Source organism: Streptomyces sp. 3N207, assembly GCF_052246355.1.
In the GTDB taxonomy this organism is placed as follows: domain Bacteria; phylum Actinomycetota; class Actinomycetes; order Streptomycetales; family Streptomycetaceae; genus Streptomyces.
Window position 1 is genome coordinate 34,041 of sequence record NZ_JBQQBV010000021.1, and the last position, 25,861, is coordinate 59,901.

The following is a 25,861-nucleotide window of genomic DNA, read 5'->3' on the forward strand; positions in this document are numbered from 1 at the left end:
GAACCCTCCCGAGGCGGAAAGAGCTTGAGCGAGCATGTCTGACACCACTTCCTACGAGCTGACGGCCGCACAGCTGGGCATCTGGCATGCCGAACGGCTCAGCTCCGAGGGCGAAGCGGCCTACTACACGGGCGAGTACCTGGAGATCATCGGCCCGCTGGATGTGCGGCGGTTCGAAACCGCACTGCGTCGCGCCATCGGCGAAGCCCAAGCGATGCACCTTCGCTTCATCCCCATGGAGAACGGCGACGCACGCCAACAGCCGGCAGTCTCCGACGACTGGCCCCTGCACCTCATCGACGTCAGCACGGAAGCCGACCCGCGCGGTGCTGCCGAGCAGTGGATGTGTGCCGCTCTGCGGCGGCCCCTCGACGTCGGCACAGGGCCGCCACTCTTCACGCAGGCCCTGTTCACAGTGGCCCCGGACCGCTTCTTCTGGTTCAACGCCTTCCACCACCTCCTGCTGGACGCCTTCGGCTCCTCGCTCGTCGCCGAACGGGCCGCACAGCTCTACGAGGAGCTGTCGCACGGCACCCGGACACAGGGCGACCCTCTGGAGCCGGTCTCCGTTCTCTTCGACGCCGACGCCGCATACCGGTCCGCACCCGAACGCGAGCACGACCGCCGGTTCTGGCTCGAGACCCTCGGCGACGCGCCGCGCGCGGTCAGTCCGAGCGGCCGGACGGCCTCCACGAGGGCCCAGTCGCCCCTCCGGCATACGCACGGCCTGAAGCCGGACGACATCGCGGCCCTCAAGGCGGCGGCCGAACGGCTGGAGACCCGGTTCTCCTCCCTGCTCGTAACAGCCGCAGCCGTCTTCCTGCACCGCACCACCGGGGCGCAGGACATCCTCATCGGGCTGCCGGTGCTGAACCGGCAGCGGGGCAAGCAGCGGCGGGCACCCGGCACAGCGGCAAACGTGCTCCCTCTCCGCTTCACGGTGCGGCCCGAGATGTCGGTGGGAGAACTCCTGGCGCACACCTCCGAGCACATCCGGGAAGCTCTGCGGCACCAGCGCTACCGCTACGAGGACATCGTCCGCGACCTCAAGCGGGTGGGGGACGTGGGCGACCTCGTAGCACTCTCGGTCAACATCCAGTCCTTCGGCGCCGTCTCGTTCGGCGCGTGTGTCACCCGCGCACATCTCGTCTCCTTCGGTCCCTGCGACGACCTGTCGATCACGCTCTACGACCGCGCCTTCGACAACAGCGCCGAGTTCACCTTCGACGCCGGCCAGGAGCTCTACACCCTGGAGGAGCTCGGCACCACCGCCCACCGGTTCCTGCGCATCCTCGACTGGCTCGCAGCAGCATCCCACCAGGACCTCGTCGGGCGTGCCCCGCTGCTGGACGAGGCCGAACGCCGGCGCGTCGTTCACGAGTGGAACGCGACCCGGCAGGAGATGCCTGACGTGCCGTTCCCCGCGCTGTTCGAGGCGCAGGTGAGGCGTTCACCCGACGCGGTCGCCGTGGTGTGCGGGGACCGGAAGGTCACGTACGCCGAGTTGAACCAGCGTGCAAACCGGCTGGCCCGGTGGCTGGTGGCGCGGGGCGTGGGGCCCGAGGCGCTGGTGGGCGTGGTGATGGAGCGCTCGGTGGACGTGGTGGTGGCGTTGCTGGGCGTGACGAAGGCGGGGGGCGGCTATGTGCCGATCGACCCGGCCTACCCCGTCGAGCGGGTGGCTTCCATGCTGACGGACGCCGCCCCCGCCGCGGTGCTGACCGACCGAGCGTCCGCGGGCGGGCCTGCGGACGGTTTCGGCGGACCGGTGCTGGTGCTCGACGATCCCGAAGCGGCGGCCGAACTCGCCGGTTTCCACGACTCCGACGTGACGGACGCGGAGCGCCGGGTACCGCTGTCGGTACGGAACACGGTGTACGTGATCTACACCTCCGGCTCCTCGGGGCGGCCCAAAGGTGTCGCCGTCGAACATCGCAGCCTGGTCAACTACGTGCAGCGCTGTCGGCACGAGTTCCCCGAGCTGCGCGACAGCGCGGTCCTGCACCACACCATCTCCTTCGACGCGCTGGCGACCGCCTTCCACGCCCTGCTCACCAGCGGCGGCCGGATGTACGTCGCCCAGCTGGGCACGGAACTCGCCGCCACGCTGGACGGACAGCGCCCGGCGTTCCTCGACATCACCCCCAGCCACCTCCCCCTCCTCAAGGCGGCACCCGAGAACTGCGCCCCCACAGGCGAGCTTCTGCTCGGCGCGGAGCCGCTCCACGCGGCGCAGCTGCGGGAATGGTGTCAGTCCCACCCGGGCGTCACCGTGACGAACGAGTACGGGCCGACGGAGGCCACCGTCGGCTGCACCGCTTACCGGCTCCCCCCGGGAGCGCCGCTCCCCGACGGAGACGTGCCGATCGGCCGGCCCATCGCCAACATGCGGGCATATGTGCTCGACGCGGCGTTGCAGCCCGTCCCGCCCGGTGCGGTGGGGGAGCTGTATGTGGCGGGCGCAGGGGTCGCCCGAGGGTACGTGGGGCGTGCGGCACTGACCGCGGAGCGGTTCGTCGCGTGCCCGTTCGCGGTGGGGGAGCGGATGTACCGCACCGGGGACGTGGTGCGCTGGAACGCGGCCGGCGAGCTGGAGTTCGTGGAGCGGGCGGACGAGCAGGTGCAGATCCGCGGGTTCCGCGTGGAGCTGGGCGAGGTGGAAGCGGTCCTCGCCGGGCACGAGGGTGTGGAGCAGGCCGCGGTGGTGATGCGTGAGGACGTGCCCGGCGACCAGCGCCTGGTGGCCTACATCGTCCCCACGGGCGGGGCGCGCGGTGCGGGGGAGGCGGGCGGTGGCCGACCGGAACCGGCTCGCCCGGATGCGGCTGCCCTGCGGACCCATGTCGCGAACGCGCTGCCGCGTCACATGATGCCCGCTGCCTTCGTGTTCCTGGACGCGTTCCCGGTGACGGTGAACGGAAAGCTGGACCGGAAGTCCCTGCCCGCTCCCAGCAGCACGACAGACAGCGGCGACTCCGGGCGGGCTCCCGGCACGCCCAGGGAGCAGGCCCTGTGTGCGGGCTTCGCCGAGGTTCTCGGCCTGAAGCAGGTCGGAGTGGAGGAGAACTTCTTCGAGCTGGGCGGGCATTCACTGCTGGCCGTGGCCCTGGTGGAGCGGCTGCGGGAGCAGGGCATCGGCATCGACGTACGCACCCTGTTCGCCTCCCCCACAGTGGCCGAGCTCGCGTCGGCGATCGGCGCCGGGGAGGTGACTGTCCCACCGTGCCTCATCCCGGACGGGGCGGAAGTGATCACGCCGGAGATGGTGCCGCTGGCCGGGCTGACGGAGCCGGAGCTGCGGCAGCTCGTCTCCCGTGTCCCGGGCGGCGCGGCGAACGTGGAGGACATCTACCCACTGGCGCCCCTTCAGGAGGGCCTGCTCTTCCACGACCTGATGCGGACCGGTGAGGCTGGTGCGTCCGACCCGGACAAAGAGGCGGCGTACGTCCTCTCGGTAGTGCTCGGCTTCGCCACCGAACCACAACTGGAGGACTTTCTTGCCGCGCTGCGGCGGGTGATCGAGCGGCACGACTGCCTGCGGGCCGCGGTGCTGTGGGAGGGCCTGCGCGAGCCGGTGCAGGTCGTGGCGCGAGAGGTGACCCTGCCCGTGCGGGCGGTCACGCTGGAGCACGGAACGGACCCGGTGTCCTCCCTGCTCGCCGCAGGCCGGGACGCGTTCGATGTGGGACGTGCGCCACTGGCACGGGTGCTCACCGCGGCCGAACCCGGCGGGCAGCGGTGGCTCGCGTTGCTCCAGGTCCATCACTTGGTGCAGGACCACAAGGGCCTGGAAATCATGCTGGAGGAGGTACGCGCCCTGCTGGAGGGACGTGAGGCCGAGTTGCCCGTCCCGGTGTCCTTCCGCAACTACGTGGGACAGGCCCGGCTGCGGATGACGCGGGAGGAACACGAGAACCACTTCGCCGCTCTGCTGGGCGATGTGGAGCAGCCGACCACGCCGTTCGGACCGGCGAAGGCGGACGACCAGGGGGTGGTGCGGCGGGAGCGGATCGTCCTGGAGCCGGAGCTGGTCGAGCGGCTACGGGAGCAGACACGCCGACTCTCGGTGAGCGCGGCAACCCTCTTCCATGTGGCATGGGCGAGGGTGGTCGCGGCGGCTTCCGGACGCGACGACGTGGTTTTCGGCACGGTGCTGTTCGGGCGGATGCAGGGCGGAACGGGCTCGGACCGGGGCCCGGGCCTGTACATCAACACCCTGCCCGCACGCGTACGCGACGGCGGCGTCGGAGTCAGGGACGCGGTGCGGGACATGCATCACCAACTGGCCGACCTTCTCGTCCACGAGCATGCGCCGCTGGCGCTGGCCGTGCGGTCGAGTGGAATGGCCGCCGGTCAGGGCCCCCTGTTCACCTCGCTACTGAATTTCCGGCACATCTCGTCCGGCGAACCGGCCGAACAGGTCCGGCTGGCCGGAGCCGAGTGGCTGCACGCCGATCAGACGATCGACATGCCGCTCGGAGCATCCATCGACGCCACGGAATCCGGCTTCGATCTCACGGTCGACGCGGCCGAGCCGATCGACGCCTCCGCGGTGTGCCGCATGCTGCGCACCGCAACCGAGAGCCTGCTCGCCGCACTGGAGACAGCACCGGGGACTCCGCTGCGCCGGCTGGAGGTGCTGGATGCGGCGGAGAAGCAACGGCTGCTGGAGGTGTGGAGCAGCACCGAGGAGGCGGCACCGGAGCGAGTGCTGCCCGAGCTGTTCGAGGAGCAGGTGCGGCGATCGCCGGATGCGGTGGCCGTGGCGTGCGGCGGAGAGGAGGTGTCGTATGCGGAGCTGAACGAACGGGCCAACCGTCTGGCCCGGTCGCTGCTGCGGCGGGGCGCGGGGCCGGAGTCGCTGGTCCCTGTGGTCATGGAGCGGTCGGTGGACCTGGTGGTGGCGGTGCTGGGGGCAGTGAAGGCAGGGGCCGGATATGTGCCGGTGGATCCGGCCTATCCGGCGGAACGGGTCGCCCTCATGCTGGAGGACGCCGCTCCGGTCGTGCTGCTGACGGACAGCGCGTCGATGGCACGGCTGCCGAACGGGCTGGGCATGCCGGTGCTGGCGGTCGACGATCCGGCAGCCGCCGATGAGATCGCGAGCATGGACGCCGCAGATGTCACCGACGCCGCGCGTGCCACACCGCTGTCACCCCGGCACCCGGCGTACGTGATCTACACCTCCGGGTCGACCGGCCGTCCCAAGGGGGTCGTGGTCACCCACACCGGTATCGCTTCCCTGGTCGCGGCCCAGACCGAGCGGCTGGACCTCACCCCGGACAGCCGGGTTCTGCAACTGGTTTCGCCCAGCTTCGACGTGTCCGTCTGCGACCTGTGCAGCGCACTGCTCACAGGGGCCACGCTGGTACTGGCGCCGGGGACCGATCTGTTGTCCGCGCTCACCGACTCGGGCCCCGGCATCACCCACGCCGCCGTACCGGCCCCCGTGCTCGCTGCTGTCGAGCCCTCCTCGGTGTCCGTACCGACACTCACCGTCGGAGGCGAGACCTGCCCTGCAGGTGTGGTGGCACGCTGGGCACCCGGGCGGCGGATGCTCAACGCCTACGGGCCGACCGAGACCACCGTGTGCGCGACGACGAGCGAGCCGCTGGCCCCCTCCTCGACGGCCCCGCCGATCGGCAGGCCCGTCACGGGAGCACGGGTATATGTCCTGGACGGGTCCTTGCGGCCCGTACCGCCCGGCGTGGTGGGGGAGTTGTATGTGGCCGGTGCGGGAGTGGCACGCGGCTATCTGAACCGGCCGGGACTGACTGCGGAACGCTTCGTGGCCGACCCGTTCGGTGCGCCGGGTTCTCGTATGTACCGAACCGGCGACCTGGTGAAATGGCTCCCGGGCGGTGAGTTGGAGTTCGCCGGCCGGGCGGACGACCAGGTCAAGGTCCGCGGATTCCGGATCGAGCCGGGAGAGATCGAGTCAGCCCTGCTCTCCTGTTCGGATGTCGCGCAGGCGGCGGTGGCCGTTCGCCAGGACAGGCTGATCGCTTACGTGGTGGCGGGCGCCGGGGCGCTCACATCGGAACAGCTGCGCTCACACCTCGGCTCGTCCCTCCCTGCCCATATGGTCCCGGCGGACTTCGTCTTCCTGGACGCGCTGCCGCTGACTCCGAACGGAAAGCTCGACCGGGCCGCCCTGCCCGCGCCCGAGCACCACGCCACCCCGGAGAGCCGCGAACCGCGCACTCCGAAGGAGCGGACGCTGGCCGAACTGGTCGCTGACGTACTGGGCATGACCAAGGTCGGCGTGGACGACAACTTCTTCGAGATCGGTGGGGACAGCATTCTGGCCATCCAACTGGTGGCGCGAGCCCGGACGGCCGGGCTCGTGTTCACCACACGGGATGTCTTCACCCACAAGACGGTGGCTGCGCTGGCCGTCGCCGCCCGGTCGCAGGAGGATGCGGAGCGGGCCGAGGGGCGCACGGAGCCGGACATCGGCACCGGCGACATTTTGCCGACCCCGATCGTGGAGTGGTGGCGGCAGCACAGCGGCGCCGTGGACGGGTTCTGCCAGGCGATGCTGGTACGGGTCCCCTCCGACACCAACGTGCGGCGGCCGGAGCAGGCCGTACAAGCTCTCCTCGACCACCACGACGCGCTGCGACTGCGACTGACCGTCCAGCAGCCCGAGGAAGACTGGTCGTTGCGGGTGGAGCCGCCTGGAACGGCGGAAGCAGCGAAGCTCGTGACCCGGGTGGAGACAGCCGGGCTGGACGGCGAGCAACTGGACGCGGTGGTGGCCGAGCAGTTCGCCGCGGCACGTACCCGGCTGGACCCACAGGCGGGGGTGATGCTGCAAGCAGTGTGGTTCGATGCGGGGCCACGACGGTCCGGGCGTCTCCTGCTGGGGATCCACCACCTGGCAGTGGACGGAGTGTCCTGGCGGATCCTGCTGCCGGACCTTCGGACGGCTTGGGAGACAGCGGAGGCCGAACACCCGGCATTGGAGCCGGTCGGTACTTCCGTACGTCGCTGGACACAGTTGCTGGCCGCCGAGGCCCACAACCCGCGTCGTACGGCCGAACTGCCCGCATGGAAGGCCATGCTGGAAGACACCGAACCCCTGCTGGGCGCTGAGCATTTGACGTCCGGCCATGGGACGGACAGCCAGGGCAGGCAGCTGACCCTCACTCTGCCGACCGAGACCACCGCGGCGCTGCTGACCCGGGTGCCGACCGCCTTCCACTCCGGTGCGCAGGACGTGCTGCTGGCCGCCTTCGGCCTGGCGACTGCCGAGTGGCGCCGCCGCCGCGGAGAGTCCGACGGCGCGGTGGCCGTGGACGTGGAGGGCCACGGCCGGTGCGAGGACCTGGCACCCGGAGTGGACCTGTCCCGCACCGTGGGCTGGTTCACCAGCGTCCACCCGGTCCGGCTCACCCCGCAGCCGCTGACCTGGCCCCAACTGCGGGCGGCGGGACCGGAACTGGCGCGGGCGGTCAAATCCCTCAAGGAGCAACTCCGGGCCGTGCCGGGGGAGGGACTCGGCTTCGGACTGCTGCGCCACCTCAACTCCGACACCGCGCCCACACTGGCCGACCTGCCCATCCCCCAGGTGGGGTTCAACTACCTGGGCCGGCAGAGCGCTCCCGGCGGGGAAGCACCATGGGTTCCGCTGATGGACGAGATGGCGGCGCAGCTGTCCGGGGGAGACTGCACGGACATCCGGCAGCCCCACCCCCTGGAGATCAACGCGGTCACCCACGACGGCCCGGCAGGCTCTCAGCTGGTGGCTTCCTGGTCCTGGAACGGAACGCTGCTGGACAGGGAGGCGGTGGACGAACTCGCGCAGATGTGGTTCGTCGCGCTGGAGGCCATCACCGCATGCGCCGACCGGCCCGGCATGGGCGGGCTGACGCCCTCGGACGTACCGCTGGTCGACCTCACCCAGGAGCAGATCGAGCGGCTGGAGGCCGACTTTTCCCAGCACTGCGGGCAGTCGGCCGGCGAGCGACCCGGGCCACCCGCGGCAGCCAGGACGGGACTGGCGGAGATCTGGCCGCTAACGCCGGTGCAGGAGGAGATGCTGAAGCAGACGCTCCACTGTTACAAGAACGAAGACGCGGACGTCAATGTCAATCAGCTGGTCCTGGACCTGGACGGCCCCGTGGACGTTCGTGCCCTGCGGTCGGCCGGCCAGGTGCTGCTGGACCGGCACTCCGCCCTCCGCGTCGGCTGCCCCCACCACGGGTTGCGCCGAGCAGTGCACGTCGTCCCGTTCCAGGCCGAACTGCCATGGCAAGAGGTCGACTTGGAGGGAGTGGGTGCGGGTGCTCGGGAGGACGAGGCCGAGCGGTTGGCGGCCACCGAACGCGCCCTTCGCTTCGATCTGGCCCGTGGACCACTCCTGCGGATGGCGCTGGTTCGGCTGTCTGCCCATCGGCACCACCTGGTGCTCACTCACCACCACAATCTGCTCGACGGCTGGTCCATGCCCGTGCTGCTGCGAGAGCTGTGGACCGTCTACGCCGCCGACGGCGATCCCAGCGGACTTCCCCCGGCGTCTGACTACGGGGCTTTCCTGGCCTGGCGGCGCGCGCAGGACCGGGAGGGGGCCCAGGCCGCTTGGCGCGAAGCGTTGGCCGGCCTGGCCGGTCCCTCGCTGATCGCTCCCTCGGGGAACACCGACCGGCCGTCACAACCTCACCAGGAGATGAATGCCGAACTGTCCGCCGAACTGACCGCCACGCTGGGTGCGGTCGCACGTGAGCGCAACCTGACCACCAACACCCTCGTCCAGGGCGCCTGGGCACTCCTGCTCGGCCGTGCGACCGGGCAGGACGATGTGGTCTTCGGCACCACCGTTTCCGGACGTCCGCCACAGGTGCCCGGCGTGGAGACGATGGTCGGTCTGCTGATCAACCGAGTCCCGGTACGTGTGCGCTGGGACCCGGCCGAGCCGGTGGGCGAGCTGCTGACCCGCTTGCAGAGCGAGCAGTCGGAACTGCTGGCCCACCAGCACCTGGGCCTCGCCGACATCCAGCGGATGACCGGCCATCCTGAACTGTTCGACACCCTCGTCATCTTCGAGAACTACCCCGTCGAGGAAGCCGACTGGCAACCGGTTGACGCCCAGCTTCGCGCCACCATCGCCCACTGTCACGACACTCCGGCCTACCCCCTCAGCCTCCTGGTCGTGCCGGGCCCCCGGATGAGCCTGCACCTGGTCCACCGGCCCGACCTCATCGAGACAGCCACCGCGCAAATCCTCCTGGATCAGCTGCGCGAGCTGTTGCAAGCGCTGACGACGGACCTGGACCGGCCGGTCGGCGACATCGGCGACATCGGCGACATCGGCGCCATCGACCTGCCCGTTCCCGCTCAGCGCCGACGGCAGCCGTCCGACGTGTACATCACCGACCAGGAGAGCTGACATGACCACCAGCACCAACCCGTTCGAAGACGAGGACGCGCCCTACCTCGTGCTGGTCAACGACGAGCACCAGCACTCGCTGTGGCCCGCTTCCATCGAGGTGCCAGACGGCTGGCGCGTGGCGCACCCCCAGGGCAGCCGCCGGGAGTGCCTGGAGTACGTCGAGCGTTCGTGGACCGATATGCGTCCCGCGTCACTTGCCCGCGCCATGGACGGTCGGGAGTAAGCAAAGAACAAACACCGAGCCGGAATACAGAGCGGGGGCCGGGAGCTGGTCAGCTCCCGGCCCCCGGCTCCGGAACGAATCCGCAGCCCGTCGGTCAGGCCAGATACTTCCGTGCCCCTCCCTCGCGCACGGTGTCCAGGGTGACGCAGTGGAAGGACCCGCCGAAGCTGTACACATGCCGGAAGTCAACCGGAACGCAGCGGAAGCCCCAGTCGGTCAGCGCCTCGATCAGCGGCTTTTCCTGGCGCTCCACGACCACGGTTTCCGGATCGAGTGACAAGACATTCATGCTGACCCATGGACTGCAGAAGTACATGGGCCAATCATCGGGAAGCGTGGGCGACGGCGCAGGCAGAATATCCCAGCCGTCGAAAAGCTCCGAGTGCACATAGCGTTCAGGATGGACCAGCAGTTTCCCGGGAGCCAGCGGAGCGAGCGTGGCGTCGATGTGCATGGCGTGCGGGTCGTTTGTCTCGATGACCGAGACGGTGAATTCCTCGCCGATACTGCGCCGCACCCAGTCGATACCGAACTGGTTGGTCACATGGCTGCGCTGGGCCACCACATCGGTGCCGAAGCGGAGGAAGTCGGCCGCGTCGAAGACGGGCTCGAACTCGGTGACGGCCCACCGGTCGCCGTTGGCCAGGTCCCCTCCCGGCGTGCGGTAGAGCTCGTCCGCCAGTTGCGGGCGAGGAGCGGGAAGCCACCGGGCTCCGCGCCGGAAGTACGACTTGATCAGCGAACGGAACGCGTCCACTTCGTGGTACCGGCACCGCCAGGACATCGGTGCCTCGACGAGAATGTCCCCGATGACCATCAGCAGGTCCCTGGGCATCCCCGCGTACAACCCGCCGGTGCTCTCCCACGCCGGTGTGCGAAACGGCCGCTGGTGTTCCATGGGCTCCGGCCGGACCACCCTGACGCCCTCGGCGGTCAGGGTGTCGGCCAGCGCTTCCAACTCCGCCTCAGCAGCCTTCAGATGCTCTGCCGGGAAAGGAAGGCCGCCTCGCTCCTGGAAGACGGAACGAGCGGTTTCGGGTACGACATGGGCCATCGACTCCTGCCACGTGGGAAACACCCCACCCGCCAGCGTTCCGACGACCACCTCGTTGAGCGGGTCCCACTCGGTGTAGGAATTGAGGGCTTGTCGAGGGGGCACGTCCTTCTTTTCATCGATCGAGTGCCCGCTCGTTCGACTCGCCATACTGACTCGCTTTCTCTTGTCTTCCATTCCGGACACCTGAATAGGTGTCGGCCGGTACCGATTCCGACACTGAGCCACCGGCGCAGCGGCAGATCCGGCGTACCCATTCCAGGAATATCGAGAGCGGAAGGCAAGAAATCGAGCAGATAACCCCACGAGAGAGCGGAACCGAGGCATCGGGGGCGCGCGGCAGCGAGCAGCAGCCGCGCGCCCCCGGTGGTGCCTTCGTTCTTCCCGTCCCCCGCTCAGCTCGGCAGGGCGCGCAACCAGGTCGGCGGCTGGTGCTCCTGCTCGGTCGGCCGGGACGCCGGGGGCTCGCCTGACTGGAGGCGCCACAGGTTGGCGTATCTGCCGCCGCGCTGCACCAGTTCGGTGTGGGTTCCGCGTTCGGCGACCACGCCGCCGCGTTCCAGGACGTAGATGGTGTCGGCGTTGCGGATGGTGGACAGCCGGTGGGCGATGACGATGAGCGTCCGCTGCTGGGCGAAGGCTTCGAGTCCGCGCTGGATGGCTGCCTCGGTCTCGTTGTCGACCGCTGAGGTGGCCTCGTCGAGGATGACGACAGGGGGATCGGCGAGGAAGGTACGGGCAAGGGCGATGCGCTGCTTCTGGCCACCGGAGAGCGCGGCGCCCCGTTCGCCGACCTGGGAGTCGTAGCCGTCGGGCAGTGACGTGATGAACGAGTCGGCCCCGGCGGCGCGCGCGGCCTGGGCGACGCGGCGCTCGTCGGCGTCGAAGGTGCCGTAGCGGATGTTCTCCGCGATGGTCCCGTCGAAGACGAACGGCTCCTGGGACACGTAACCGATCACACTCCGCAGCTCGTGCAGCGGCAGTTCGCTCACATCCACGCCGTCCAGCAGCACTTGGCCGGCGTTGGGTTCCCGGAAGCGCATGAGGAGTTTGGCGACGGTCGTCTTGCCCGCGCCGGTCGTCCCGACGATGCCGGTGACCCGGCCCGGAGCGATGTGCATCGACAGATCAGACAGGGCCGCCGGCCGACCGGGATAGGCGAACGTCACCTTCTGCAGGTCGAGTTGTCCGCGGATTCCGTCGGCGGGCAGTTCCCTGCTGCCCTCGGAGCGCTCCTGGGGCAGGTCCAGCAGCCGCTGGACGCGTTCGAACGCGTCGACGGAGCGGCGGTAGTCGTCCGTCATGTCTCCGAGCCGGTACAGGCGCGACAGCGTCATCGCGGGCAGGTCCAGCAGCGGAGTGAAGCGTTCCAGGGGCAGCTCACTGCGCAGCACTGCCTTACCGCCCAGCAGGATCGTGGTGGGCACTGCCGCCATGGCGCACATCCGCACCAGCTGGGCCTGGTAGGCGGAGCTGCGGTCGGTACGGGAGTTCGCTTCGCCGTGCTCCGCGCACAGTTCGGCGACGCGCTGCTCCTCGTACTCCTCGGTGCACGCGGCCTTGACCATCACGTTGGACTGGAGATTGTCGGTGAGGCGGGCGTGCAGGCGGGACCGGGCGGCGGCGGACGCCGCGCGGTCGTCGGCCGTGCGCTCGTGGAAGCGGAAGGCGAGCCAGGCGACGAGCGGGATCGGGGCGAAGGCGATCCAGGCCAGCTGCGGGGCCAGCAGGAGGTATGCGGGTGCGAGCACGGCGAAGCAGGTTGCCAACTGCGTCGACTCGTGCAAGGTGCGCGCGACGAAGCTGCCCAGCTGGCTGATGTCCTCGGTCAGCACCTGCGTCGTGTGACTGGTCCGCTCACCCTCCAGGTCGGCTGTCGAGAGCCGTTGCACGTGCGCGTACGTGGTCGTACGGAGGTCACTCTCGATGCTTTGGGCGAGCTTGCGCCAGGTGACACCGGCGAGGTACGAAGCGCCGCTCGAGGCCACGGCGGCCAGGGCCATGACGCCTGCCAGGAACGGGAGTTGTGTCTCCAGGCCGACCAGCCCCAGGCCGGCCAGCGTCTGGCTGCCACCGCCGACGAGCACCGTAATGGCGTAGGAGATGAGCGCGAACAGGCCCATTTCGACGGCCTGGGACAACGCCGACAGTACGGTCGCAAGGGCGAACTTGCGCCGGTGCGGCCCGATGAGTCTCGTCAGGAAGTGACGGCGGGAGGGCGATCCGGAGGCGTCGGAGGTGTCGCTGGAGCCCTCGGCTGCGGCTCTGTCGGCGTTGGACCGTCGCCAGGCGCGTCTGATGACGGCCGTCGTCGCGGCCGCGACGAGCCCGAGGCTCACCCACGGAGTGGCCAGCACCTTCAGCACATGCTTCCCGACCCCGAGCGCCACAGCGGCCCCCGCGCCCGCCCCCACAACCGCCACGACGCCGAGACCGCTGCGGGTGCCGGTGCCGGAAGAGTGCCGCGTCCCGTCGGCGACCGGTGGCGCCCCGTCCTCGCCACCGGCTGCCCGGCCAGGTGTTTGCCGAGGCACTCGGCGGGACGTTCCGCGAGAGTTTCCACGAGGCGCCCGGCGGGGTACGGCGTGGTCCGCGGCCTGGGCGAGCACCTGCGCCACGGTCTCGCCCAGCAGCCGAGCGGCGTCCCGCGAACTCAGCGCGGTTTCGTGGAACAGCAGCACGCGGCCGGTGACCGGACTGACCTCCGCCGTGTCGATCCCCGGCGCCGCCTGGAGCGAACTCTCCAGCAGCCGGGCGAGGTTGGGCCGCCCGCGGACGGCCTCCACCTCCCAGCGCTGCCGACCGGGGAGCACCGACCGTGGGCGGAGCGGAGCATCGGCGAGACGACTGAACGGCGGCGCGCTCGCCGCGGGCGGGCCCATCAGGAGTGTCATGTACGAAGATCCACCAGGGTTGCGAACGGCGCCCACGGGCTCTAGCCGAATACCGGCGTATTTATCGGGCGTTAGCAGTCATACGGAGCCTAGGGGGCGGCCCGGGCAGCCAGCCAGGCCCGGACCTGGTGGTTCACCCGTCCGGGTAACCGGGCGAGGCGGCGTGCGCGCGGGCGGTGACCCGCGCTGTGCGACCTCTCTCGACCTGGCAGACGCTCCCGCCTCACGACGGTCGCCAACCGGTTGTGGTGCACGCCGGTAGCGTGTTAACTATGCGAACGATCGTACGGTTATCTCGCCGAAGGAGGCACCCCGTGCAGGAACGACGCATGGTCGAGCTGGCGCATGCGCTGGCCGTCGCCAAGAGCCGGCAGGACATCCCTGCGGCCCTCCGGCTCCTCCACCCCGAGATGCTGCTGGAGACCCCGGCGTTCGGCACGACGGCCCGGGGGCGGGCCGAGAACGAGAGGGCGTTGCGGCGGTTCTTCGCCGCGTTCCCGGACTACGACATCACCTTGGACGGCCATGCGAGCAACGCGGACACGCTCGTGTGCTGGGGAACGGCGCGGCTGACCATGACGGGCGACCGGTTCGGTGTGCAACCCGACGGCACCCGTGCTGCGTTGCCGGTCTTCCTCCAGTTCACCTTCCAGGACGACCTCATCGCGAGCGAACAGTTCTTCTTCGACCTGGCGACGCTGTGCGACCAGTCCGGTGTCTCCACGGACGCGGTCCGCAGCACGCTCTTTCCCGTACTCGCACAAGGAGAGGCCCGATGACGGCGGACGCGCGGGTGCGCGAGGTGGGGGACATCCGTACAGCGCACCTCTTCGACCTCGTCGTCGATCTGAATCCCCGACTGCCCATCGGCAGCGGCCCGTTCGGCCGACGCGTCCTCTTCGGTGCCGCCGGAGGCACGTTCTGTGGGCCCAAACTGCACGGGGAGGTGGTGCCCGGCGGCGGGGACTGGGCGCTGTTCGCCCCGGACGGAACGATGGCACTGGATGTACGCCTGACACTGCGCACCCACGACGGGGCGCTGCTGCACATGACCTACGGCGGTCGCTGGGTCACACCGCCCGCGCTGCGCGAGGCCATGGCCGATCCCGCCGAGCGGTACCGCATCGACCCGGCCGGCTACTACTTCCGCACCAATCCGCTCTTCGAGACGGGAGCCGAGCAGTACGCCTGGCTCAACGGCATCGTCTGCGTGGGGTCGGGATACCTCGTCGAAGGAGGGATCGCCTACAAGATCTGCGAGGTCCTGTGACCGTCACACCCCCCTCGCTCCGTCGATCCGCTCACGGAGCAGGTCGGCGTGGCCGTTGTGCCGGGCGTATTCCTCGACCATATGGACGAGCACCCAGCGCAGTGACACTTTCCCGCGCCAGCCGTCGACGCCCGCGATATCGAGGTCCGGCGCCTCGGCGACGAACCGCTCCGCGAAGGCGACTTCTTCGCGCCAGGCGTGCCAGGCCGCTGTAACGGTCTCCTCGTCGGACGCCGCGCCGTTGAAGTCCCCGTCGGGGTCGGCGTCCGAGGAGAAGCGGGGCCGCGCGTGCTGCCCGGCGAGCACCTGCCGGAACCAGCGGCGCTCCACATCGGCGAGGTGCCGGACCAGCCCGAGCAGGGAGAGCGTGGACGGCTCGACGGATCGCCGGGCCAGCGCACCGTCCACGCCCGCGCACTTCAGCTCCAGGGTGGTGCGCTGGGCCGTCAGAACGCCGACGAGCAGGGCGCGTTCGTCACCCGTCGTCGGACCGTCGAACCGGGTGTCCTGCTCGGGGCTGAGGAATATCTCGGCCCTTCTGGCCGGAGCGGAGGTGCCTGCGCCGGGGAGGGGGCCGGACTCCGCAGTCCTGCTCTGCTCCACGAAACTCTCCTGTTCGGTCGGGACCGTTGGACGTCATTGTAAGTGGGCGATCGCCCACCTAGGGTGGGCGAATGCCCACTGAATCCTCGGGATCCTCGCGCCCGTCCGGGCCCGAGCCCCATCAACTCCGGCAGATGGCCGAATCGTTCGGAGTGGATGCCGAACGCTACGACCGCACCCGCCCCCGCTACCCCGACCGCCTGGTGCAGCGCATCGTCGACGCCGGGCCCGGCCCCGGCGTGCTCGACGTCGGCTGCGGCACCGGCATAGCAGCCCGCCAGTTCGCAGCGGTCGGCTGCCGGGTCCTCGGCGTCGAACCGGACCCGCGCCTGGCCGACTTCGCCCGACGCGGCGGGATCGAGGTCGAGGAGGCCACGTTCGAGTCCTGGGACCCGGCGGGCCGGGCGTTCGACGTGATCGTCGCCGGACAGGCATGGCACTGGGTCGACCCGGTCGCGGGCGCGGCGAAGGCGGCGCAGGTGCTGCGGCCCGGCGGTCTGCTGGCCGCTTTCTGGCATGTCTTCCAGCTCCCGGCGGATGTGGCGGAAGCCTTCGCCACCGCCTACCGGCGGGTGGTGCCCGACGCGCCGGTCGACCCCCGGCAGCAGAAGCAGGTCCCGGACGGCCACCTACCGCTGGTCATCAAGGCCATCGACGGCATCCGGGAGGCGGGCGGGTTCCGCGAGCCGGAGCAGTGGCGCTTCGGCTGGGAGCAGACCTACACCCGCGACGAGTGGCTGGACCAGATGCCGACCCAAGGCATCCTCACCACGCTCCTCCCGGACCGGCTGGCCCAGGTGCTGGACGCTGTCGGAGCCGCAATCGATGCGATCGGAGGCAGCTTCACGATGCCCTACACCACCGTGGCCGTCACCGCGGCGAGAACCTAGCGCCTCTACGGCACCCGTGCTGTCCACTCCTCGCTGCTGTACTTGGTGAGGGCGAGTTCCTCGGCGCGGGCCATCTCCTCGTCGGTCACCCGGCCCTCGGCGAGTCCGTAGCGGCTGCGGAACGAACGGATCATCCGGTCGATGACCTCGTCGCGCGGGAGGCCGGTCTGCCGGCGCAGCGGATCGACGCGCTTCCTGGCGCTGCTGGTGCCCTTGTCGGACATCTTCTCCTTGCCGATGCGCAGCACGTCCAGCATCTTCTCGGCGTCGATGTTGTACGACATGGTCACGTGGTGCAGAACGGCTCCGTCGCCGGCCGTGATGCGCTTCTGGGCGGCGCCGGCGATCTTGCCCTCCTTGGAGGCGATGTCGTTCAGCGGCAGGTACCAGGCCCTGATCCCCATCTCACCGAGGGCGTTCAGCACCCAGTCGTCGAGGTAGGCGTACGAGTCCGCGAAGGACAGACCGGAGACGAGGGAGGCCGGCACCGAGAGGGAGTAGGTGATGGTGTTCTCGGCCTCGACGAACATGGCACCGCCGCCGGAGATACGGCGTACGACGGTGACCCCGTGCCGGGCCGCGCCCTCGGGATCCACCTCGTTGCGGAGGGACTGGAAGCTGCCGATGATCACGGCGGGGGAGTCCCATTCCCATACGCGGAGCGTCGGGGCGCGGCGGCCGGTGGCGACCTGCGCCGTCAGCACCTCGTCGAGGGCCATATGCAGGGCGGGCGACTGCGGAGGCTCGTGGATGAGCTGCCACGCATAGTCGGTCCATTCGGTGGCCCGCGTCAGCGCGCGGCGTACGCAGACCGCCACGCTCTCGGCCGTGATGCCGTACATCGCGGTGCCCTGGGGAAGCGCGGCCTCGATACGGGCGGTGAGGGCGGCCGTGTCGGTGTCGGACGGGGCGCCCTCCAGGGCCTGGTCGATGGCTGCCAGCGCCTCGTCGGGTTCGAGGAAGAAGTCGCCGGCCACGCGGACATTCCGCAGCGCGCCGTCCTGTTCGTCCAGATCGACCACCACCAGCTTGCCGCCGGGAATCCTGTACTCGCCGTGCATGGCTGATCCCCTGCCTCAGCTGTCCGTTCCCGAGCCGGCGTCAGCCCACGTCGGTGACGAGCCGACGCGCTCGGCGCGTATGGCTGATCAGCAGGAACGTGGACATCACCAGCGTCACGGCCTGGGCGACGACGGTGAGTCTCTTGTCGTCGAACCAGGCCGGGTCGTACATGTTGGGGATCGGCCCCAGCTCGCCCACGTCGACGTAGGCGTAGAGCAGCAGCAGCGCCAGCCCGCCGCCGGCGACCAGCCAGGCGAACGCGTCGGAGAGCCTCCGCCACCACACCAGCACCAGCAGCGCCGCGAGCGCCGCAAGACCCGCCTCGATCCGGAAGAGGTCCCCCTGGCTGATGCCCGCGCTGACCGCGTCGTACTGGTCGGCGAGGTTGGCGTGGACGTAGGCGTCGACGCCGAGACCTCCGGCGGACAGCGCGCGGGCACCGCCCTGCACGATGCGGTACGCCTGCCCGTGGGGTGCGGGTGGCGGAGCGTGGGGAGGGGTGGGGGCGTTCGCGGTCATGGCCTCTCCTGCCGTCCGGGTGTGCGGGATACCGGTCCCGGGTCTCAGTAGCCGCCGTCGGTCTGCTTCGGCTTCTTGGAGGGCTTCTTCTTCTGTTTCTTCTCCTTCTCCCCGCTGGTGATCTTCTTGCCGGACGGGTCGAGGACGAACCACTGGGCGCCGAACTGGTTGAGCGCCTGGCCTTTGGTGTCGCCCGCCTCCTCGTCGCCCGCGTAGCGGTAGAGGGGATGGCCGTCGTAGGTGACCTGCCGGTCGCCGCGCTCCCGCTTGCTGGTTCCCAGGAGTTCGCTCCTGGCTCCGGCACCCGCCTTGGGTTCGGCCTTGCCCTTGATGACGACGGGGGGCCACGCCTGTGCGCAACCCCCCTTGCACGTCGACCTGCTCGACTTGTCCGCCTCGAACAGATAGAGCGTCCGGCCCGCGCCGTCGACCAGGATCTTGCCCAGGTCGCCGGAGCGCACCTGGACCGTCCCCTCCTTCTTCGTGGTCGAGGGTGAGGGGGCCGCGCCGCCGCCGCCGTCGTCCGAGCAGCCGCTGAGGGCAGCGGCCCACAGCACGGCTGTCATGGCGCAGACGGCTGTCCTGGTCGAGTTCCTCATCCAGTCCTCCGGCTCGGCTCTCCCACGGTCCGGGGAGGGGCTGCGGGACCAGAGCACCACGCGCCCCGAGGCGCCGCCACCCGGCGGGGGCCGTCCTGCGTAAGCAGCCGCCGTCCTGTGCGCCCTCAGGCCGCGAAGCCGCCGTCCACCGCCAGCAGGGCGCCGGTGACATACCGGGCGCCGTCGCCGACGAGGTGGGCCACCGAGTCGGCGATCTCCTCCGGTGTCCCGTACCGGCCCAGCATCGTGAGCGCCGCCTGCGCTGCTGCGCTCTCTCCGTCGGCCGGGTTCATGTCGGTGTCGATCGGGCCCGGCGAGACCTGGTTGACGGTGATGCCGCGCGACGCCAGTTCCCGGGCCAGCCCCTTGGTCAGCCCGGTGACGGCCGCCTTGCTCATGGCGTACAGCGTCATTCCGGGGAACGGCACGCGCGCGGAGACGCAGCTGCCGATGTTGACGATCCGGCCGCCGTCGGCCATCCGCGAGGCCGCCGCCTGTGCCACGAGGTAGGCACCGCGGACGTTGACCGTCAGCACCCGGTCGAGCTCGGCGGGCTCCACCGACGCGAGCTCACCCTGGGCGCCGGTGCCCGCATTGTTGACCAGGATGTCCAGCCGCCCGAACTCTTCCACGGCCCCTTCCACGGCGGTCCGGACCGAGTCTGCATCCCCCAGCGAGGCCCGTACGGCCCACGCCCGGCCGCCGCGTTCCTTGATCTGCTCCGCCACCTCGCGGGCCAGCTCGGCGTTCGACTCGTACGTCAGCGCCACGTCTGCGCCGTCCGCTGCCAGGCGCAGCGCGACGGCCGCGCCGATGCCCCGGCTGCCGCCGGTCACGAGGGCTGCCCTGCCGGTGAGGGGCTTGTGGGTGGTGTCGCTGTGCATGGTTTCCGCCTGCCCGTTCGTCGTCGTGTCGGTCGTCGTTCCGGTTGACATGCCTCGATCCTCGGGCGGCGGGTGCCAGGGTGCTGGCGCTATTCGGACGGTGCATTTTCGGTCGCGTATGCTGCACCTGCTGGTACGGTGAAATGAACCAATGCCGACCACGGGAGCGACACGTACACATGAACACCACCGAGGAGTGGCTGGCCGCCGCCTCCATCGACCCGTCCGTCGGTGAGCTGCGCCCGGACTATCGCGCGCTGCTGATCGTGGCCGAGGGACTGCGGCCAGGGCCCGGCGACGCCTTCAGCGAGGAACTGCTCGCCGAGGCCGAGGCGAAGGCGTGCGATCCCGAGGAGCACCCGCATGTCGCCGAGTGGCGGGAGGCGTTCCGTGGCTTCGGCGCGAAGCCCAAGCGCACCCGTCCCAGCGTCGACGCGCTGCTGCGGCGCGCCCCTGAGGGACTGCCGCGCGTCGACCGGCTGACGGATATCTACAACGCGGTCTCCGTCGCGCACGTCGTACCGCTCGGCGGCGAGGATCTCGACCGCTACGTCGGCCCCCTCCGGCTCACCCGCGCCGAGGGCACGGAGCCTTTCGCACTCATGTCGGGCGGCGAGCCCGTGACGGAGAACCCGCGTGCGGGCGAAGTGATCTGGTGCGACGACGAAGGCGTCACCTGCCGCCGCTGGAACTGGCGCCAGTGCGTACGCACCCGGCTGACGACGCAGACCACCCGCGCGGTTTTCATCCTCGACGCCCTCGGTGCCATGGACGACTCCGCGCTGGAAGAAGCTGGCCGCGCCCTCACGGACGCCCTGCTGGCCGGCAACCCCGGCGCGGCGACGGCCTCCCGCCTCCTACGGGCCTGAACCCACCCGCCGCACTCTTCCGCCAGGAAGGCGGCGCACCCCCACAGCCTGATCGGCGGTGCCGAACCCGGCCTCCGGTCGCTCTCCCCGCCCCGGACCGTGCTTCCATGGTGAGGTGATCGACGATGAGCTGACGACAGCCGTGGAACGGGCGGTCCGCGAGGCCGTTGACGCTCAGGTGATGCCGCGCTGGCGGCAGCTCGCCGAGCACGAGGTCGAGACCAAGACCGGCAGCCACGACCTGGTCACCGTCGCCGACCAGCGCGCCGAACAGCAACTCTCCCAGGCGCTGCGCGAGTTGTTGCCCGGATCCGCGGTCGTGGGCGAGGAGACGGTGCACGCGCATCCGGCCTCGTACGCGGCGCTCGTCGGCCCCGACCCGGTGTGGATCATCGACCCCATCGACGGCACCCGCCAGTTCGTCGCGGGCGACGAGGGCTTCTGCACCATGGTTGCCCTGGCCCACCACGGTGAGACCCTCGCCGGCTGGGTCCTGGCGCCCGCCCTCGGGATGACGGCCATCGTCCGGCGCGGCGGCGGGGCGCTCCTCAACGGGGAGCCGTTGTACGCCGGTTCACCCGAAGCGGGCGCGCCGTTGCACGTCGCCGTCTCGCACCCGGACTACACGGACGAGTCCCAGGAACGCGCCCTGCGCGGGCTGCGCACAGAGGGCGTCGACGTACGGCCCACCGGCTCCGCGGGACTCGAATACGTCGCAATCGCCCAGGGCCGGCTGGATGCCGTCGCCTACACCTGGGAGTCCGCCTGGGACCACGCGGCGGGGCTGCTGATGGTGGCCGAGGCGGGCGGCGCCAGCAGCACCGTCGCGGATGTCCCGTTCCGCCTCGCGGGCGGCAACGCGCTGCCGTTCACCGCGGCGCGTGACGCGGACACGACGCGGCGTATGGTGGGGCTGCTGCGCGACGAGAGCGTCGAGAGCGACAGAAGCCGACCTGCCTGACCAGGGCCGGGCGAGGGGAGCCGCAAGTGCCATCGATCCGGGACGCGGTTGTCGTGGGGGCCGGCCCCAACGGGCTGACCGCAGCTGTGGAGCTGGCCCGGCGCGGCTTCGAGGTCGAGCTGTTCGAAGCCCGCGAGACCATCGGCGGCGGCGCCCGCACCGAGGAGCTGACCCTGCCGGGCTTCCGGCACGACCCCTGCTCCGCCGTCCACCCCACCGGCGCCGCATCGCCTGCCTTCCGCTCCATGCCGCTGGAGCGGTACGGGCTGGAGTGGCTGCATCCCGAACTGCCCTTGGCGCACCCGTTCCCCGACGGCAGCGCCGCCGTGCTGGCCCGCTCGGTCGGTGAGACGGCGGCCTCCCTCGGCCCGCGCGACGCGGGCGCCTACCGCCGCCTGGTCGGGCCGTACATCGGCCGCTGGGAGACCCTCGCGGAGGACTTCTTCGGCTACGGCTCGGTCCTCAACGGCCGCTTCCCCATCGACCCCGTGCAGCTCGTCCGGTTCGGACTGACCGGGCTGCAGCCGATCACCTGGTCCAAGATCCGGTTCCGGGACGAGAAGGCCCGGGCGCTGCTCGCGGGCATGGCGGGGCACGTCATCGCGCCGATGAACAACCCGTTCATGACGGCCCCCGCCCTCGTCTTCGCCCTCGCCGGGCACGTGGTCGGCTGGCCGGTCCCGCGCGGCGGCTCCCAGGCCATCTCCGACGCGCTGGCCGGCTACCTGCGCGCCCTCGGCGGTACGATCCACACCGGCACCGAGGTCAAACGCCTGGACGAACTCCCCCCGGCGCGCGCCTACGTCTTCGACACGTCACCGACCGCGCTCGCCCGTATCGCCGGGCTGGGCAGCGCCTACGACAACATCCGCTACGGCGCCAGCGTCTTCAAGATCGACTATGCGCTGGACGGCCCCGTCCCCTGGACCTCCCCGCAGGCGGCACGCGCCGGAACGGTGCACGTCGGCCCCACGCTGGCCGACATCGACACCGCGATGCGGGACGCCGTCGTACGCGGCCGGCCCCCGGAGCGCCCCTTCCTCATCACCTCGCAGCCCAGCCTCGTCGACCCCACCCGCGCCCCCGAGGGCAAGCATGTCTTCTGGGCGTACGGCCATCTCCCGAACGGCTGGGAGGGCGACGCCACCGAGGCCGTCGAGCGGCAGATCGAACGGTTCGCGCCCGGCTTCCGCGACCGCGTGCTGGCCCGCGCCACCGCCGGACCACCGCAGTTCGCAGTCCGCAACGCCAACTACGTCGGCGGCGACATCGCCTGCGGCTCGGCAGCCGGGCTGCGGCTGCTGATCCGGCCCAAGCTCAAGCGCGTCCCGTACGAGACCGCACACCCGTCCGTCTTCCTGTGCTCCTCCGCGGCCCCGCCCGGCCCCGGCGTACACGGCATGGCGGGCCACCACGCCGCCCGCGCCGTCTGGCGCCGGCTGCGCAGGGGGCGCGCACGATAAGGCGCGCACGCCCCCTCTTTTCCGGCCCATGGTCGAGGGAGGCGTCGGAAAGATAGGGTCCCCAAGGCGCGACTGCCTGTTCGAACAACAGAGAGACCCAGGGGCAGAACCATGACAACGACGGTGCGGACCACACCGGCGCGGGTGCTGATCGCCGCGGACAAGTTCAAGGGATCGCTGACGGCCGTCGAGGTCGCGGAGCATCTGACGGCCGGCATCAGGAAGGCCCGCCCGGAGGTGGACATCGAGGCCGTACCGGTGGCCGACGGCGGCGACGGCACCGTCGCGGCGGCCGTCGCCAACGGCTTCGTCCGCCATGAGGTCGAGGTCACAGGCCCCCTCGGCGCCCCCGTCACGGCCGCCTTCGCGCTGCGCGAGGGCACCGCCGTCGTGGAGATGGCCGAGGCGTCCGGCCTCCAGCATCTGCCACCCGGCGTCTTCGTGCCGCTGACAGCCACCACCTACGGCGCCGGTGAGCTGCTGCTGGCCGCTGTCGACGCGGGAGCTCACACCGTCATCTTCGGCGTCGGCGGCTCGGCCACCACCGACGGCGGCGCCGGCATGCTGAACGCGCTGGGCGCCCGGCTGCTGGACCGGGACGGGGACTCCATCCCGTGGGGCGGCGGCGGACTGCGCGAACTGGTCTCCGCCGATCTGACCGGTATGGACCCCCGGCTGAAGAACGTCGAGGTCGTCCTCGCCAGCGACGTCGACAACCCGCTGACCGGGCCCAAGGGTGCTGCCGCCGTCTACGCCCCGCAGAAGGGTGCCACCGAGGAGGACGTGCAGCTGCTGGACGGCGCCCTCGCCCACTTGGCCGAGGTCCTCGGCGAACAGGAGGCCGCCGCCTCGCCCGGCGCCGGCGCCGCGGGCGGCATCGGGTTCGGTGCACTCGTCGGCCTCCGTGCCCGGTTCCGCCCGGGCATCGAGATCCTCATGGAGGAGCTCGGCGTCGAGGCCGCGATCGGGAGGGCCTCGCTGGTGATCACCGGAGAGGGCTCCCTGGACGAGCAGACCCTCCACGGGAAGGCTCCCGCGGGCGTCGCGGCTGCTGCGCGCCGCGCCGGTAAGCCGGTGCTCGCCGTCTGTGGCCGCCTCGCCATCGGCCTGCCGCAACTCCACGCCGCCGGCATCGAGAGGGCCTATGCCCTCACGGACATCGAGTCCGACGTCGACCGCTGCATCGCCCATGCGGGGCCCCTCCTGGAAACCCTCGCCACCCACCTAGCCACCGACCACCTCTGACCTCCAACGTGTGAGGGCCCCACCTTGGGCCCCCTCCCTCTGTCGGCGGCAGCCGAAAACGCAAGGGGGCGTGCCCCCACAAGCACCGGCAGGCAGCCAAAGACGAAACGAGGCGTGCCCCCACAAGCGACGGCCCCTCACCCGCGTGCCCCCACAAGCGAAGGAGCCCTCATGGGCGCCCCCGCAAGGGGATGGAGACGCGAAGAGGGGCCCACCAGCACGTGGTGGGCCCCTCAGAGAAGGGTGGGACTAACCCTGCGCGGCGGCCCGCGCCTCCCGCCGATTGTCGCGGAAGGCATTCACCCGCCGGGCTGTCGCAAACAACGGAATCACCGCCCCAAGAACAACCTGCAACGCACACCCGGTCTGCAGCAACAGCTCCCCACCCGGCGCATCGAAGGCCCAAGAGGCGAGCAACCCCATGCTGAGCACGATCCAGCACAGCATGGCCACAGCCAGCCGCCCCCGCGGCTTCGGATACTCCACGCGGCTCACCATCAGCCACGCGACGCCGAGAATGCCGAGCGCGGTCGGCACGAAGGGCAACTCCAGCAGCACGATCGAAATGACGGTCAAGGCTCCGAACGGCCCTGGCATGCCCTGGAACATTCCGTTCCGCATCGGCACGCAGGAGAACCGCGCAAGCCGCAGCACCACCGCCAGCAGCACCACGACGGCGGCAACGACCGAAATCCGCTGGTGCGCGTTGTCGTTGGCGACCATGCCCCAGACGGCCACGAAATAGGCCGGTGCCAGCCCGAAGCTGATCAAGTCGGAGAGATTGTCCAGCTCGGCGCCCATCGCCGAGCTGCGCAGCTTGCGCGCAACCAGCCCGTCGAAGAGATCGAAGACGGCGGCCATCAGCATCAGCACCACGGCCGTGGCGGCGCTGTGCCGGGCCATGCCGCCGTCCTCGCTACCGGTCAGGTGCGGAATGAGGACGCCGGTGGTGGTGAAGTACACCGCCATGAATCCGCAGGTCGCGTTGCCCAGCGTGAGCGTGTCCGCGATCGACAGCCGGGTCGACAGCGGCATCTCGTCGTCGGCGTCGTCCGTGTACTCCGCGTAGTCGTCATCGGCGTACTCGGCGTAGCCGCTATCTGCGGACCGCTCCGTTCCGGGAACCCAGGTCGCCTGGGTGTCGGGATCAATCACGGTCAAGGCGAGTCACCCCCGCTGTCGTGGTCTGACCGACCTCCACGGCCGTCTCGACGCCCTTGGGGAGGTAGACGTCCACCCGGGAGCCGAACCTGATCAGCCCGAGGCGCTCGCCCTGCTCGACCTTGGCACCACTAGGCACGTAAGGAACGATGCGCCGGGCCACGGCGCCGGCGATCTGGACCATCTCGATATCGCCCAGCTCCGTGTCGAAGTGCCAGACGACGCGCTCGTTGTTCTCGCTCTCCTTGTTGAACGCGGGAACGTAGCCGCCGGGGATGTGCTCGACGGACGCCACCGTGCCCGCGAGGGGAGCCCGGTTGACATGGACGTTCAGCGGGCTCATGAAGATGGCGACACGGGTACGGCCGTCCTGCCACGGCATGATGCTCTGCACCACGCCGTCTGCCGGGGAGATCACCCGGCCCTGGCCGATTTCCCGCTCCGGGTCCCGGAAGAACCACAGCATCCCGGCAGCGAGCGCTGTCGCGGGTACGGCGACCAGTGCGGCGCGCTTCGACTTGCGGGCGCGGGCCAGACCGAGGGCGGCCGTCGCGACGGTCGGCACGAGCCACGGCGAGGCACCGCGCGCGAGGCGCACGCGAGGTGCGCGGGATGCGCCGGAGCCGTCAGTGCCGGACGAGGGAGAGCCGCTGGGTGCTGTGGATGGGCTGTGGGGCATGAATGACCTTCGTAGCGGAGGGAGCCGCGTAGGTGACAGGGGGACGGCGGCTTTCCCGGGATGCTATCGGTTTCTGATGGCAACTGGGCAA

Annotated in this window: 18 protein-coding genes; 9 read left to right on the plus strand and 9 right to left on the minus strand. The window is 70.5% G+C overall.

The window, feature by feature from the left end; all coding sequences use genetic code 11:
• The first annotated feature begins 34 nt into the window (after positions 1 to 34).
• Complete coding sequence (locus ACTWP9_RS27650) at positions 35 to 9,391, plus strand: amino acid adenylation domain-containing protein (RefSeq protein WP_443249007.1); 9,357 nt, start codon at positions 35 to 37, stop codon at positions 9,389 to 9,391.
• A 1-nt stretch (position 9,392) separates the two neighbouring features.
• Complete coding sequence (locus ACTWP9_RS27655) at positions 9,393 to 9,617, plus strand: MbtH family protein (protein WP_443249008.1); 225 nt, start codon at positions 9,393 to 9,395, stop codon at positions 9,615 to 9,617.
• Between the two features lie 94 nt (positions 9,618 to 9,711).
• Here ACTWP9_RS27655 and ACTWP9_RS27660 read toward each other — a convergent pair whose 3' ends face one another.
• Together ACTWP9_RS27660 and ACTWP9_RS27665 are read right to left on the minus strand one after the other, a co-directional pair.
• Complete coding sequence (locus ACTWP9_RS27660) at positions 9,712 to 10,776, minus strand: amidinotransferase (RefSeq protein ID WP_443249009.1); 1,065 nt, start codon at positions 10,774 to 10,776, stop codon at positions 9,712 to 9,714.
• A gap of 290 nt (positions 10,777 to 11,066) precedes the next feature.
• Complete coding sequence (locus ACTWP9_RS27665; protein WP_443249010.1) at positions 11,067 to 13,565, minus strand: ATP-binding cassette domain-containing protein; 2,499 nt, start codon at positions 13,563 to 13,565, stop codon at positions 11,067 to 11,069.
• Positions 13,566 to 13,879: 314 nt separating this feature from the next.
• On the opposite strand from ACTWP9_RS27665, the gene ACTWP9_RS27670 reads away from it, so the two are divergent.
• The gene (locus ACTWP9_RS27670) at positions 13,880 to 14,344 is read left to right on the plus strand and encodes an ester cyclase (protein WP_443249011.1); all 465 of its coding nucleotides are present in this window, start codon (positions 13,880 to 13,882) and stop codon (positions 14,342 to 14,344) included.
• Positions 14,341 to 14,835 (plus strand): DUF3237 domain-containing protein, encoded by a 495-nt coding sequence (locus ACTWP9_RS27675; RefSeq protein ID WP_443249012.1) that lies wholly within the window; start codon positions 14,341 to 14,343, stop codon positions 14,833 to 14,835. Before ACTWP9_RS27670 ends, ACTWP9_RS27675 begins: the two co-directional genes overlap by 4 nt.
• 3 nt (positions 14,836 to 14,838) lie before the next feature.
• Here the strand turns inward: ACTWP9_RS27675 and ACTWP9_RS27680 are convergent, their stop codons facing one another.
• Entirely contained in the window at positions 14,839 to 15,363 is a 525-nt protein-coding gene (locus ACTWP9_RS27680; protein ID WP_443249085.1) for a DinB family protein, read from the minus strand.
• 146 nt (positions 15,364 to 15,509) lie between these two features.
• On the opposite strand from ACTWP9_RS27680, the gene ACTWP9_RS27685 reads away from it, so the two are divergent.
• Positions 15,510 to 16,328, plus strand: a complete 819-nt coding sequence (locus ACTWP9_RS27685; protein ID WP_443249013.1) for a class I SAM-dependent methyltransferase — start codon at positions 15,510 to 15,512, stop codon at positions 16,326 to 16,328.
• Positions 16,329 to 16,333: 5 nt separating this feature from the next.
• Here the strand turns inward: ACTWP9_RS27685 and ACTWP9_RS27690 are convergent, their stop codons facing one another.
• The 4 genes from ACTWP9_RS27690 to ACTWP9_RS27705 all read right to left on the minus strand — a co-directional run bounded on the left by ACTWP9_RS27690 (position 16,334) and on the right by ACTWP9_RS27705 (position 19,392).
• A complete protein-coding gene (locus ACTWP9_RS27690; RefSeq protein WP_443249014.1) occupies positions 16,334 to 17,389 on the minus strand; it encodes a lipoate--protein ligase family protein in 1,056 nt (351 codons plus the stop codon).
• Between the two features lie 40 nt (positions 17,390 to 17,429).
• The gene (locus ACTWP9_RS27695) at positions 17,430 to 17,909 is read right to left on the minus strand and encodes a hypothetical protein (protein WP_443249015.1); all 480 of its coding nucleotides are present in this window, start codon (positions 17,907 to 17,909) and stop codon (positions 17,430 to 17,432) included.
• 44 nt (positions 17,910 to 17,953) lie between these two features.
• Entirely contained in the window at positions 17,954 to 18,508 is a 555-nt protein-coding gene (locus tag ACTWP9_RS27700; protein WP_443249016.1) for a COG4315 family predicted lipoprotein, read from the minus strand.
• A 125-nt stretch (positions 18,509 to 18,633) separates the two neighbouring features.
• On the minus strand, positions 18,634 to 19,392 hold the full coding sequence (locus tag ACTWP9_RS27705) for a 3-oxoacyl-ACP reductase family protein (RefSeq protein WP_443249086.1): 759 nt from the start codon (positions 19,390 to 19,392) through the stop codon (positions 18,634 to 18,636).
• Positions 19,393 to 19,571: 179 nt separating this feature from the next.
• Here ACTWP9_RS27705 and ACTWP9_RS27710 point away from each other — a divergent pair, with 179 nt between their 5' ends.
• The 4 genes from ACTWP9_RS27710 (at position 19,572) to ACTWP9_RS27725 (ending at position 23,930) form a co-directional block, all read left to right on the plus strand.
• Entirely contained in the window at positions 19,572 to 20,261 is a 690-nt protein-coding gene (locus ACTWP9_RS27710; RefSeq protein WP_443249017.1) for a B3/B4 domain-containing protein, read from the plus strand.
• Between the two features lie 115 nt (positions 20,262 to 20,376).
• Positions 20,377 to 21,222: an inositol monophosphatase family protein gene (locus ACTWP9_RS27715; protein WP_443249018.1), complete on the plus strand. Its 846-nt coding sequence runs from the start codon at positions 20,377 to 20,379 to the stop codon at positions 21,220 to 21,222.
• Between the two features lie 26 nt (positions 21,223 to 21,248).
• Positions 21,249 to 22,685, plus strand: coding sequence for a phytoene desaturase family protein (locus tag ACTWP9_RS27720; protein ID WP_443249019.1), 1,437 nt, complete (start codon positions 21,249 to 21,251; stop codon positions 22,683 to 22,685).
• Between the two features lie 144 nt (positions 22,686 to 22,829).
• A complete protein-coding gene (locus ACTWP9_RS27725) occupies positions 22,830 to 23,930 on the plus strand; it encodes a glycerate kinase (protein WP_443249087.1) in 1,101 nt (366 codons plus the stop codon).
• A 249-nt stretch (positions 23,931 to 24,179) separates the two neighbouring features.
• Here the strand turns inward: ACTWP9_RS27725 and ACTWP9_RS27730 are convergent, their stop codons facing one another.
• Together ACTWP9_RS27730 and ACTWP9_RS27735 are read right to left on the minus strand one after the other, a co-directional pair.
• Entirely contained in the window at positions 24,180 to 25,091 is a 912-nt protein-coding gene (locus ACTWP9_RS27730; protein WP_443249020.1) for a CDP-alcohol phosphatidyltransferase family protein, read from the minus strand.
• A complete protein-coding gene (locus ACTWP9_RS27735) occupies positions 25,078 to 25,770 on the minus strand; it encodes a phosphatidylserine decarboxylase (RefSeq protein ID WP_443249021.1) in 693 nt (230 codons plus the stop codon). Before ACTWP9_RS27735 ends, ACTWP9_RS27730 begins: the two co-directional genes overlap by 14 nt.
• Positions 25,771 to 25,861: the final 91 nt, after the last annotated feature.